Here is a 12,471-nt window from a genome sequence, read left to right as displayed (position 1 = left end):
ACCTGACGTTCGCCCCGCGCGGCGCCGCGGCGAGGGCACGGGGCCCCCGCCGCGGTGTGCGGTCAGCGCTCGGCGGGCTCCGGCTCCCGCGCCCTCCTGGCGTCCCTGGCCGACTTGAGCAGGCTCAGCGCCGTGGTGGCGGCGAGGGTCCCGACGATGACGCCGAGGGAGACCAGGATCGGGATCTCCGGCGCCCAGGAGACGCCGTCGTGGTGCAGCGCCTCCAGGACGAGCTTCACCCCGATGAACGCCAGCACCACCGACAGCCCCTTGCTCAGGTAGACGAGCCGGTCGAGCAGCCCGCCGATGAGGAAGAAGAGCTGCCGCAGCCCCATGAGGGCGAAGGCGTTGACGGTGAACACCAGGTAGGGCTCCTTGGTGAGCCCGAAGACGGCCGGGATGGAGTCGAGCGCGAACAGCAGGTCGGTGGTCCCGATGGCGACCATCACGATCAGCATCGGGGTCACCATCCTGCGGCCGAGGTGCACGGTGAGGCGGGCGCCGTGGTAGGTGTCCGTGGTCGGCAGCACCCGGCGCACGGCCCGCAGCGCGAGGTTCTCGGAGAACTCCGCCTCCTCGTCCTCGTGCCCGACGAGCTTCCACGCGGTGTAGACGAGGAAGGCGCCGAACACGTAGAACAGCCAGTCGAAGCGGTGGACGGCCTCCGCGCCGGCCGCGATGAACGCCCCCCGCATGGCCAGCGCCAGCACGATGCCGATGAGCAGCACCTTCTGCCGGTACTCGCGCGGCACCTGGAACCTGCTCATGATCAACAGGAACACGAACAGGTTGTCCACGCTGAGCGAGTACTCGGTGATCCACCCGGCGAAGAACTCCCCGCCGTGCGCGGGGCCGGACAGCAGCAGCAGCCCGGCGCCGAAGGCCACGGCCAGGGCGACGTAGAACGACACCCATCCGACGCACTCGCGCATCGACGGCTCGTGCGGGTTGCGGGCCACCATCCAGAAGTCGAACGCGAGGACCAGGACGAAGCCCCCGATGGTGGCCGCCCAGATCCAGAAGGGCAGGTTCACCGCCTGCTTCCCCTCTTCCTGGCGTGCAGCGAAGTGGCGTACCGGACGTAGACGCCGAGCAGCTCCGCCGCGCGCGGGTTGGCGGCCGCGCGGCGCACCAGCCAGTACGGCATGATCCGCTCGTGCAGCCAGACGAAGCCGATGGCGAAGCCGAGGCTGACCAGGGCCTGGTAGGCCAGGAAGGCGGGCACGCCGTCGGCCGGGCCGGCCCCGGCCACGCTCTCCTGCAGCAGCCGGGAGAGCGGGAAAGCGGCCGTCCAGTACAGGCCGGCCGGTCCGAACGTGCCGGGCCGCAGCACGCCGTGGCCGACGAGGACGCCGAACAGCCCGCCGGCCAGGGCGAGCGGCGCGGCGAGCGCCAGTGCCGACAGCGTGGCCAGCCCGGTGGGCACCCCCGCGAGCAGGGTGAGCCCACCGGCCATGGCGCCGGCGACGGCTCCGACGGACGCCCCCGGCAGGGCGAGCTCGAAACTGTGCCGTCCTTCCATCAGCCCACGACCACGCCGTAGGCGAACAGGCTGTAGAACAACATGCCCAGGTAGAACACCGCGCCGAACCCGATGATCGCGTTGGTCCACCACTTGGGCCTGATCGGCCTGGGTAACATGCGGTTGTTCACCAGGAGCAGCGTCACGCAGTACGCGCCCATCGCGAACGTCGACAGGAACGCCAGCGTGTCCAGGATCCCGCTCGGCCCGTCGGCCGGCCCGAACAGCAGGATCAGGATGCCGAACAGGATCACGCCCCAGAGGAAGATCCCGTACAGCCGCGACATGCCCAGCTTCCTCGCCCCGGGGACGAAGTGGAAGCTCATGTCGGCCTGGCCGCGCGAGAACGAGTCGAACAACCCCAGCGTCGCGTTCAGCCCGATCAGCGCGATGAACCCGAGGAACACCACCCCGAGCACCGAGCTGCCCGCCGAGGAGACGGCGTTGGACATCGCGGTCAGCGCCACCTCCCGGTCGTCGCCCCGGATGACCTGCCGCACGCCCGGGTCGATGCGCACCGCCGCCTGCGCGATCACCGTGAAGGAGATCGTGACGAGCATGGTGATGCCCCAGAACAGCAGCAGCGCGTCGAAGGTGACCCAGCGCCGCCAGCCCTTCCACTTGGCCATCTCGGCCGGGTCGGAGGTGTCGAACATGAACCCGCGGGCCGGCCGGTCCTCCTCCTCGGCCGCGTGGCGCAGGCCGCGGACCTTCGGCTGGTGCACGCCCATGCCCGCCCCGGAGTCGCGCAGGTGCAGCGTGTACCACATCTGCTGCATGCCGGACGGGCCGGCGAAGGCGCAGGCGCCGACGATGACGGGGAACCAGGCGGCCGTCATGGCCTGCGGCGGCAGGTAGCCGAAGGAGAACATGCCGGTGATCGTGGCGGCCACGTCGCTCCAGGAGCCGACCATGGCGGCGACCACGGCGGTGCCGAGCACGAGGACGCCGATGAGCAGCGACAGCACGTTCTCCAGCAGGTTGTAGATCACCTTGGCGAGGGTGAAGACCACGCCGACGAGGATCAGCCCGGCGACCGCGGTCACCACCCAGGGGATGCCGGTGATCTCCTCGAACGCCGCCGCCCCGGCCGACAGGTGCCCCGGCCAGATGTAGACGGCGATCGCCACGACGAAGAAGAACCACATGATCGGCTTGAACACCCTGGCCGCGCCGGTGAAGATGCTCTCCCCGGTGGCCATGGCGTAGCGCGCCATCTCCAGCATGACCACGGCCTGCAGGCTCACGCCGATCAGGAACAGCCACCTGATCTCCGGCCCGAACAGCAGCACCAGCCGCGGCCACATGTACGACTCGCCCATGCCCACGCCCAGCGCGACCAGGAAGACCGTCGGCCCGAGCAGGTGCACCGAGGGCGGCGCGTCGGGGAGCTTCCTGATGGGCATCGGCTCCAGCCGGCCCGCTTTCCATACTCGTTGATCCTCGACCGGCGGCGTGGCCGTCGCCGGTGGTGTGTTCGATGTGTCCACCTACGGACCTCCTGGGGGGTGTGTTGCCTTCCTCGTGCGCCCCGATGAGCCCCCTTGCCCGGTTCCGCCGACGCCTGGCTCTAGCGCAGCAGTCCGGCAGCCCTGGCCCAGCGGTACTTCGCACCGAGGACCGCCACGGGCTTCTCCGTCGTGTACGGGTACGCGACCACGCCGTGCTCGAACAGGTACGCGCAGGCCTCCTCCACCTCGGTGTCGCCGGCCAGCGACGCCACGACCGGCTTGACGTTGCCCTTCTCCCGCTCCTCCGCCACCACCCGCGCGACGAGCCGGGCGAAGACCATCGGCGGCGTCACGATCGTGTGCCAGTAGCCGAGCACGAGCGCGTGGATGCGCTCGTCGGCCAGGCCGAGGCGGATCGTGCTCCCGTACGTCGCGGGCGGTTCGCCGCCGGTGATGTCGATGGGGTTGCCGGCCGCGCCGAACGGCGGGATGTGGGCGCGGAAGGCGGCGTCGAGGTCGGGCGGGATGTCCATGAGCGTCAGCCCGGCGTCCACGCAGGCGTCGGACAGCAGCACGCCGGAGCCGCCCGCCCCGGTGATGATGACGACGTTCTCGCCCCGCGGGGCGGGCAGCAGGGGCAGCGCGCGGGCGTACTCCAGCATGTCGTTGAGCCCGGGGGCGCGGACCACGCCGGCCTGGCGCAGGATGTCGTCGTAGACCTTGTCGTCGCCGGCCAGGGCGCCGGTGTGGGAGCCGGCGGCCCGCGCGCCCATCGCGGTGCGCCCGGCCTTGAGCACGATGACCGGTTTCTCCCTGACCACGCGGCGGGCGGCCTCGACGAAGCCGCGCCCGTCCTTGAGGTCCTCCAGGTGCATGGCCACGGCCCTGGTGTTGTCGTCCTGCTCGAAGAAGGTCAGCAGGTCGTCCTCGTCCACGTCGGCCTTGTTGCCGACGCCGACGATGGCGGACACGCCCATCCTGGTGGTGCGGCTGAAGCCCAGGATGGCCATGCCGATGCCGCCGCTCTGCGAGGTGAGCGCCACGCTGCCGCGCACGTCGTACGGGGTGCAGAAGGTCGCGCAGAGGTTCTCGGGGATGTAGTAGTAGCCGTAGATGTTGGGGCCGAGCACGCGTACGCCGTGCCGCCGGGCGATCTCGACGATCTCCCGCTGCCCCTCGGCGTTGCCGGTCTCGGCGAACCCGGACGGGATCATGACCGCGCCCGCCACGCCCTTCTGCCCCGCCTCCTCCAGCGCCGCGGCGACGAGCTTGGCGGGGATGGCGAAGACGGCCACGTCCACCTCGCCGGGCACGTCGGCGACGCTCTTGTACGCGGGCAGCCCCATGATCTCCTCGGCCCTGGGGTTGACCGGGTGGATGGTGCCCCGGTAGCCGCCGTCGATGAGGTTCCTCATGACCGAGTTGCCGATCTTGCCGCTCTCGGCCGAGGCGCCGATGACGGCGACCGAGCGCGGCCTGAACAGGCGCGTCATCTGCCGCAGGATCTCCTCGCGCGGCAGCCGGGGGACCTCCGCGGGCCGCTCGCCGACGATGATCCGCACGTCGGCGGCCACCGCGCCCCTGGCGTCGGCGAAGACCGGGTTGAGGTCCACCTCGACGATCTCCGGGTGGTCGGTGACCAGCCGGCCGACGCGCTCGATCAGCCCGGCCAGCGCCTCCCGGTCGGCGGGCTCGGCGCCACGGGCACCACGCAGCACCTCCGCCGCCCGGATGTCGTCCAGCATCCCGAGGGCGTCGTCGCCCGAGACCGGGGCGAGCCGGAAGGTCACGTCCTTGAGGACCTCCACCAGGACCCCGCCCAGGCCGAAGGCGACGACCTTGCCGAAGGTCGGGTCGGTGACCGCGCCCACGATGACCTCGTGGCCGCCGCCGACGAGCTGCTGCACCTGGACGCCGTCGATCCTGGCCCCGGGGTCGTGGGCGCGGGCGTTGGCCAGGATCGTGTCGTAGCCCCGCCGTACCTCCTCGGCCGTCCGCAGCCCGACCAGCACGCCGCCCGCGTCCGTCTTGTGCAGGATGTCGGGCGAGACGACCTTCAGGACGACCGGGAGCCCGATCCGCTCCGCCAGCTCCGCCGCCTCGCCCGCCGAGCCGGCCAGGCCCTCGCGGGGGGTGGCGATGCCGTACGCCTCGCACAGCAGCCGGCCCTCGGGAGCCGTCAGGGCCGTGCGCCCCTCGGCGCGGGCCCGCTCGATGACCTCCGTGGGCACTTCCCTGGGGTCCATTCAGATGACTCCGTTCGCCTTGAGCTCGGCCAGTTCCTCGGAGCCGACGCCGAGCCGACCGTAGATCTCCTCGTTGTGCTCGCCGAGCAGGGGCGGGGTGCGTACCTCCACCGGCGAGTCGGACAGTTGCAGCGGGCTGCCGACCGTCACGAACGCGCCGCGCTCGGGATGCGGGACGGCCACGACGATGCCCTCCTCGCGCAGGCTCTCGTCCTCCACCAGCTCCCTGGTGGACAGGATCGGCCCGCACGGGACGTTCTCGGCGTTGAGCCGGTCCAGCACCGTCCACTTGTCGTGGCGGATCGTCCACTCCTCGATGAGCTGGAACATCTTGTCCAGCTTGGACAGGCGGGCCTCCGGCGTCGCCCACTCCGGGTCCTCGGCCAGCTCGGGACGGCCGATGATGGCGGTGATCGGCTTCCAGCCGACCGGCTGGACGATGACGTAGATGTAGTCGTTGGGGCCGCCGGGCGCGCAGCGCACCGCCCAGCCGGGCTGGCCGCCGCCGCTGGCGTTGCCCGAGCGCGGCACCTCGGTGCCGAAGGTCCTGTTCGGGTACTCGCGCAGCGGGCCGTGCGCCAGGCGCTGCTGGTCGCGGAGCTTGACGCGGCACAGGTTCAGCACGGCGTGCTGCATGGCCACCTGCACGCGCTGCCCGCGGCCGGAGCGCTCGCGCTGGTAGAGGGCGGCCAGGATGCCGGCCACCGCGTGGACGCCGGTGCCCGAGTCGCCGATCTGGGCGCCGGTCGCCAGCGGCGGGCCCTCCTCGAAGCCGGTGGTGCTCATCGAGCCGCCCATCGCCTGGGCGATCACCTCGTACGCCTTGAACCTGGCGTACCGGCCGGGGCCGAAGCCCTTGATCGAGGCGTAGACCAGGCGCGGGTTGAGCTCCCGCAGCCGCTCCCACGGGAAGCCCATGCGGTCCACCGCGCCCGGCCCGAAGTTCTCCACCAGGACGTCGGCGTCCTTCACCAGCTCGGTGAAGATCTCCTTGCCGCGCTCGCTCTTCATGTTGAGGGTGATGCTGCGCTTGTTGCAGTTGAGCATCGTGAAGTAGAGGCTGTCCACGCCGGGCAGGTCGCGGAGCTGCTGCCGGGTGATGTCGCCGGTGGGGGCCTCCAGCTTGACCACGTCCGCGCCCAGCCAGGCGAGCAACTGGGTGCACGACGGGCCGGACTGCACGTGGGTCATGTCGAGGACGCGGACGCCGTCGAGAGCCTTCATGATCAGATCCGCCCTTGTCTGTCCGTCGTCACTTGTACATGGTCTGGTTCATGGTTCCGGGGGCGTAGACCTCCGGATCGACCCAGACGTTGATCAGCGAGGGCTTGCCCGACTCGCGGGCCCGCTCCAGCGCGGGGCGGATCTCCGCCGGGTCGCGTACCTCCTCGCCGTGGCCGCCGAGCAGCCTGGCGAACTCGCCGTAGCGGACGTCGCCGAGGGTGTTGCCGACGCGGGCGCGCTCCTCGCCGTACTTGGCGGCCTGGCCGTACCTGATCTGGTTCATCGAGGAGTTGTTGCCGACGACCCCGATGAACGGCAGGCCGAAGCGGACCATCGTCTCGAAGTCCCAGCCGGTGAGGCTGAAGGCGCCGTCGCCGAACAGGCACAGCACCTCCTTGTCGGGCCGGGCCCGCTTGGCCGCCATCGCGAAGGCCATGCCGACGCCGAGCGTGCCGAGGGGGCCGGGGTCCATCCAGTGGCCGGGCGACTTGGGCTGCACGACCTGGCCGGAGAAGGTGACGATGTCGCCGCCGTCGCCGATGTAGATGGTGTCCTCGGTGAGGAACTCGTTGATCTCGTGCACCAGCCGGTACGGGTCGATCGGCCGGGCGTCGGAGTGCCGGCGGGGCAGGCGCTGGTCGTGGGCCTGGTTCTCGACCGCGCGCAGCTCGTCCAGCCACGCCTTGCGCCTGGCGGCGGCGTCGCCGATCCGGCCGCTCGCGGCCTGGGCCGCGGCCGACAGGATCAGGCCGGCGTCGCCGACGATGCCGAGGTCGATGTCGCGGTTCTTGCCGACCGTGCGGTAGTCGAGGTCGATCTGGACGACGGTCGCCGACGGCGACAGGCGCTTGCCGTAGCCCATGCGGAAGTCGAACGGGGTGCCGACGATGATGATGAGGTCGGCCTCGGTGAAGGCGTAGCGGCGGCTGAGCTGGAAGTGGTGGGGGTCGCCGGGCGGCAGCGTGCCGCGGCCCGAGCCGTTCATGTACGCGGGCACGTTGAGCGCCCGGACGAAGTCGATGGCCGCGTCGGTGGCGCGGCAGGTCCAGACCTGGCTGCCGAGCAGCACGCAGGGTTTGTCGGCGTGCGCCAGCAGGTCGGCCAGCCGCTCGATGGCCTCGGGGTCGCCCTGCTGGCGGGTGGAGGCCCGGTAGTGGCCCGGCTTGGGGATGCGGGCCTTCTCCACGGGCACCTTCGCGTCGAGCACGTCCCGGGGGATCTCCAGGAACGACGGCCCCGGCGCGCCGTGGTAGCACTCGCGGAAGGCCATCGACACGATGTCGGCCACCCGTTCGGTGCTCGGCACCGTCGCGGCGAACTTGGTGATCGGGGTCATCAGGTCCACGTGCGGCAGGTCCTGCAACGAGCCCATCTTGTGCTGGCTCAGCGCGCCCTGGCCGCCGATGAGCAACATCGGGCTCTCCGCGCGGAAGGCGTTGGCCACGCCGGTCACCGCGTCGGTCGTGCCGGGGCCCGCGGTGACCACCGCGCAGCCGGGCTTTCCGGTGATGCGGGCGTGTCCGTCGGCGGCGTGCGCGGCGACCTGCTCGTGGCGGACGTCGATGACCTCGATGCCCTCATCGACGCAGCCGTCGTAGATGTCGATGATGTGGCCGCCGCAGAGCGTGTAGATCACGTCCACGCCCTCGGCCTTGAGCGCCTTGGCCACGAGATGACCGCCAGAGATCGTTTCCGACATTCCCTTGCCACCCTTCGGATGCGCTGTCTTCCGCATACTGCATACCGTATGAGGGCAATGGTTACCCCGTCCCGATCGCCCTGTCTAGACCCCGGGTGGCAACTCGATCAGCTCGACCCGCCCGCCGCTCCAGCCCGGCGGGACCACCGCCAGGGCGTCCGCCAGCGCCGCTCCCCACAGCGACCCCGGCCGGTCGTGGCCCACGGGCACGGCCGCGCCGGCCGAGCGCCGGACGGGCACCAGCCGGGTGTCGCGCGGATGCGCCCGCACCGGCCCGGACAGCGTGCCGGCGCCCGGCACCGGTTCCGACAGCGCGCCGGCACCCGGTACCGGCCCCAGCAGCGTGCCGGCGCCCGGCACGACCGGCGTTCCCGCCGACGCGCGCAGGATCGGGACGAGCAGCGTGAGCGCCGCGCCGAGGGCGGCGAACGGGTTGCCCGGCAGCCCGACCACGAGCGGGCCGCGCGGCAGGCGGGCCAGGGCCTGGGGGTGGCCGGGGCGCACGGCCACCCCGTCCACGAGCACGTCGGCGCCGAGGCCGCCCAGCACGGCCCGCAGGTGGTCGGCGGGCCCCTTCGACGAGGCCCCGCACACCACGACCACGTCGCTCCCCTCCCCCGGCGGGACGGCGAGGGCCGCGCGCAGCGGGGCCGGGCCGTCCGGCAGGTGCAGGACGTCGGCCACCCGGCCGCCCGCCCACTCCACCAGGCCCGGCAGGAAGGGGCCGATGGCGTCGCGGACCCGGCCCGGGCCGGGCAGCCCCTTGTGCACCACCTCGTCCCCGGTGACCAGCACCGTGACGGCGGGGCGGGGGCGTACCAGGAGGTCGTCGTGGCCGAGGGCGGCGGCCAGGCCGAGCACGACCGGCGTCACCGCCGCGCCCGCCTCCAGCACCACGGCCCCCTCGGGGATGTCCTCGCCGCGCCGCCGGATGTGCCGGCCGGGCTCCGCGGGGCCGTCCACCCGCCCCGCGCCCGCCGCGGCGCGCTCGTAGGGCAGCACCGCGGCGGCGCCCGCAGGCACCGGGGCGCCGGTGGCGATCTCCACCGCCTCCCCCGCCCGTAGCTCACCGGGGCGGCCGGCCTCCCCGGCCAGCACCCGCCCGACGAGCCGCCAGGGCCCGGCCCCCGCCACCGCGTAGCCGTCCATCGCGGAGACGTCGGCGCCGGGCACCGCCACCAGGGCCCGCAACGGCTCCGCCAGCCGGCCTCCCAGCGCCTCCGCCAGCGGCACCGGCACGGCCGCGAGCGGCCGCGCACTCCCGGCCGCCACGCGCCGCGCGGCCTCCCATGACATCGCGTCCACCTCTGGATGATGCCGTACAACGGTCATCCGCACGCTCCTTGACCGGCGATTTTCCATACTGTATACCGAATGCACAATCCGACGCGAGAACGGAGCGCGCAGCATGAAGGTCGCTGTTCTTGGCGCCGGCGCCATCGGCGCGTACGTGGGAGCCGCCCTCCACCGGGCGGGAGTCGAGGTGCACCTCATCGCCAGGGGCGAGCACCTGCGGGCGATCCGCCGCGCCGGTGTGCGGGTGCTCTCCCCCAGGGGCGACTTCACCGCCCACCCCCACGCCACCGACGACCCCACCGAGGTCGGGCCGGTGGACCACGTCTTCCTGGGTCTCAAGGCGAACAGCTACGCCTCGGCGGGCCCCATGATCGAGCCGCTGCTGCACGCGGCCACGAGCCTCATTGCCGCGCAGAACGGCATCCCGTGGTGGTACTTCCACGGGCTCAAGGGCCCCTACGAGGGCTACCGTATCGAGAGCGTCGACCCGGGCGGCGCGGTCACGGCCGCACTGCCCCTGCACCGCGCCGTCGGCTGCGTCGTCTACGCGGCCACCGAGATCGAGCGGCCTGGCGTCGTCCGCCACCTGGAGGGCACCCGCTTCTCCATCGGCGAGCCCACCGGGGAGCTCACCGAGCGGTGCCGGGCCTTCAGCGCGGCCGCGGTCGCGGGCGGCCTGAAGTGTCCCGTGGAGCGCGACCTGCGCCGCGACGTGTGGATCAAGCTCATGGGCAACATCGCCTTCAACCCGATCAGCGTGCTGGCCCGCGCCACGATGGCCGGCATCTGCCGCCACGACGGCGCGCGGGAGCTGGTGGTGGCCATGATGCGGGAGACCGTCGAGGTGGCCAGGCGCGTGGGCTGCGACCCGGGGGTCTCCATCGAGCGCCGGCTGAAGGGCGCGGAGAAGGCGGGCGAGCACAAGACCTCCACGCTCCAGGACCTGGAGAAGGGCAAGCCGCTGGAGCTGGACGTGCTCCTCGCGGCCGTGGTCGAGCTGGCCGACCTGACCGGCGCCGACGTCCCGACGCTGCGGGCGATCCACGCGGTGAGCGACCTGCTGAACGCGAACCTCGTCCGTGCGGTTTAGCTCGGAATACCGTAGTCTGTATACAGAATGGAGGGATCATGAGCTATGACCGCCTGACCCGTCCACTGGTGCGCGAGAACGGCGTGCTGCGCGAGGCCACCTGGGAAGAGGCCCTGGACCGCGCGGCCGAGGGCTTCCGCCGCAACGTCGCCGCGCACGGGCCCGACTGCTTCGCGATGTTGTCGTGCGCCCGTTCCACCAACGAGATGAACTACATCGGCCAGAAGTTCACCCGCGTGGTCATCGGCACCAACAACGTGGACTCCTGCAACCGCACCTGCCACGCCCCCAGCGTGGCGGGGCTTTCCGCCGTCTTCGGCAGCGGCGGCGGCACCTCCTCCTACCAGGAGGTGGAGGACACCGACGTGATCGTCATGTGGGGCTCGGCGGCCCGCGACGCCCATCCCATCTTCTTCCAGCACGTGCTGAAGGGCATCAGGAAGGGCGCCAGGATGTTCGCGGTGGACCCACGCCGCACCGGCACCGCCCGATGGGCCGAGCTGTGGCTGGGGCTCAACGTGGGCACCGACATCCCGCTCGCCCACGCCGTCGCCCGCGAGATCATCCACGCCGGGCTGCACAACGAGGCGTTCATCGAGCGGGCCACGATCGGCTTCGAGGAGTTCCGTGAGTGCGTGGAGCCCTGGACGCTCGGCGCCGCCGAGCAGGTCACCGGCGTGCCGGCCGCGGCGATCAGGGAGCTGGCGCACGCCTACGCCCGCGCCGACCGCGCCCAGCTCTGCTGGACGCTCGGCATCACCGAGCACCACAACGCCACCGACAACGTCCGGGCGCTGATCAACCTGGCCCTGCTGACCGGCCACGTCGGCCGCTACGGCTCCGGCCTGTCGCCGCTGCGCGGCCAGAACAACGTGCAGGGCGGCGGCGACATGGGCGCCATCCCCAACCGCCTGCCCGGCTTCCAGGACATCCTCGACCCGGAGCCGCGGGCCCGCTTCGAGAGCGCGTGGGGCGCCAGGATCCAGCCCCGCTACGGCCTCAACCTCACCCAGATGCTGGAGGCCATGGCCGAGGGCGAGGTCACCACCTGCTACCTCATCGGCGAGAACCCGGTGCAGTCCGAGGCCGACTCCCTGGCCTGCGTCAAGCGCCTGTCCATGCTCGACCACCTCGTGGTGCAGGACATCTTCCTCACCAGGACCGCGCAGCTGGCCGACGTCGTGCTGCCGGCCAGCGCCGCCTGGTGCGAGGCCGACGGCACGTTCACCAACAGCGAGCGTCGGGTGCAGCGGGTGCGCAGGGCCCTCGAACCGCCGGGCGAGGCCCGCGACGACATCTGGATCATGTGCGAGCTGGCCCGCCGCCTGGGCCACGACTGGCGCTACGACGGCGCCGAGGAGGTCTGGGACGAGCTGCGCGCCCTGTCGCCGCAGCACCGGGGCATGAGCTACCGGCGACTGGCCGAGCTGCAGGGCATCCAGTGGCCGTGCCCGTCGGAGGACTCGCTGGAGCCGCCGTACCTGCACGGGCGGCTCTGGGAGGACGACCCGGCCAGGCGGGGCGCGCCCGCGCCGTTCGCCGTGCTGCGGCACTCGCCGCCGGTGGACCTGCTGGACGAGGAGTACCCGCTGCGGCTGACCACCGGCCGCCGCCTCGACTCCTACAACACCGGCGTGCAGTCGTCCGGGTTCGCCTCGCCGCTGCGGCGGGGCGAGACGGTCGAGCTGTGCCCGGAGGACGCCGAGCGGCTCGGCGTGACCGCCGGCGAGGAGGTACGCATCACCTCGCGGCGCGGCTCGGTCGTCGCGCCGGTCTTCATCGACCCGGCGCTGCGGCCCGGCCTGGTGTTCATGACCTTCCACTTCCCTGACGAGGTGGACGTCAACTCGCTGACCATCGAGGCCACCTGCCCGATCGCGGGCACCGCGGAGTTCAAGGCGGCCGCGGTCCGCGTCGAGAAGCTCGTCAAGGCCGGGTGAGGC

9 protein-coding genes are annotated in these 12,471 nt (G+C 72.2%); 2 read left to right on the top strand and 7 right to left on the bottom strand.

The genetic code is table 11. The features are described from left to right. Positions 1 to 62: 62 nt before the first annotated feature. The 7 genes from AB0H75_RS06830 to AB0H75_RS06800 form a co-directional block, all read right to left on the bottom strand. The gene (locus AB0H75_RS06830; protein ID WP_367791566.1) at positions 63 to 1,034 is read right to left on the bottom strand and encodes a TerC family protein; all 972 of its coding nucleotides are present in this window, start codon (positions 1,032 to 1,034) and stop codon (positions 63 to 65) included. Next, a complete protein-coding gene (locus AB0H75_RS06825; protein WP_367791563.1) occupies positions 1,031 to 1,522 on the bottom strand; it encodes a hypothetical protein in 492 nt (163 codons plus the stop codon). Before AB0H75_RS06825 ends, AB0H75_RS06830 begins: the two co-directional genes overlap by 4 nt. Further along, positions 1,522 to 3,012, bottom strand: a complete 1,491-nt coding sequence (locus AB0H75_RS06820; RefSeq protein WP_367791560.1) for an Nramp family divalent metal transporter — start codon at positions 3,010 to 3,012, stop codon at positions 1,522 to 1,524. Before AB0H75_RS06820 ends, AB0H75_RS06825 begins: the two co-directional genes overlap by 1 nt. An 80-nt stretch (positions 3,013 to 3,092) precedes the next feature. Continuing rightward, complete coding sequence (locus AB0H75_RS06815; RefSeq protein ID WP_367791558.1) at positions 3,093 to 5,219, bottom strand: acetate--CoA ligase family protein; 2,127 nt, start codon at positions 5,217 to 5,219, stop codon at positions 3,093 to 3,095. Next, the gene (gene frc, locus AB0H75_RS06810) at positions 5,220 to 6,446 is read right to left on the bottom strand and encodes a formyl-CoA transferase (protein ID WP_367792378.1); all 1,227 of its coding nucleotides are present in this window, start codon (positions 6,444 to 6,446) and stop codon (positions 5,220 to 5,222) included. A gap of 25 nt (positions 6,447 to 6,471) precedes the next feature. Further along, positions 6,472 to 8,142, bottom strand: coding sequence for a thiamine pyrophosphate-binding protein (locus AB0H75_RS06805; RefSeq protein WP_367791556.1), 1,671 nt, complete (start codon positions 8,140 to 8,142; stop codon positions 6,472 to 6,474). Positions 8,143 to 8,226: 84 nt separating this feature from the next. Then, positions 8,227 to 9,474, bottom strand: coding sequence for a molybdopterin molybdotransferase MoeA (locus AB0H75_RS06800; protein ID WP_367791552.1), 1,248 nt, complete (start codon positions 9,472 to 9,474; stop codon positions 8,227 to 8,229). Positions 9,475 to 9,550: 76 nt separating this feature from the next. On the opposite strand from AB0H75_RS06800, the gene AB0H75_RS06795 reads away from it, so the two are divergent. Further along, positions 9,551 to 10,528, top strand: coding sequence for a 2-dehydropantoate 2-reductase (locus tag AB0H75_RS06795; RefSeq protein WP_367791549.1), 978 nt, complete (start codon positions 9,551 to 9,553; stop codon positions 10,526 to 10,528). A 38-nt stretch (positions 10,529 to 10,566) separates the two neighbouring features. Beyond that, entirely contained in the window at positions 10,567 to 12,468 is a 1,902-nt protein-coding gene (locus AB0H75_RS06790) for a molybdopterin oxidoreductase family protein (protein WP_367791546.1), read from the top strand. Positions 12,469 to 12,471: the final 3 nt, after the last annotated feature.

Origin of the sequence: Nonomuraea sp. NPDC050783 (assembly GCF_040802095.1) — a bacterium.
GTDB lineage: Bacteria > Actinomycetota > Actinomycetes > Streptosporangiales > Streptosporangiaceae > Nonomuraea.
This window is presented reverse-complemented; position numbering and strand designations above follow the sequence as displayed.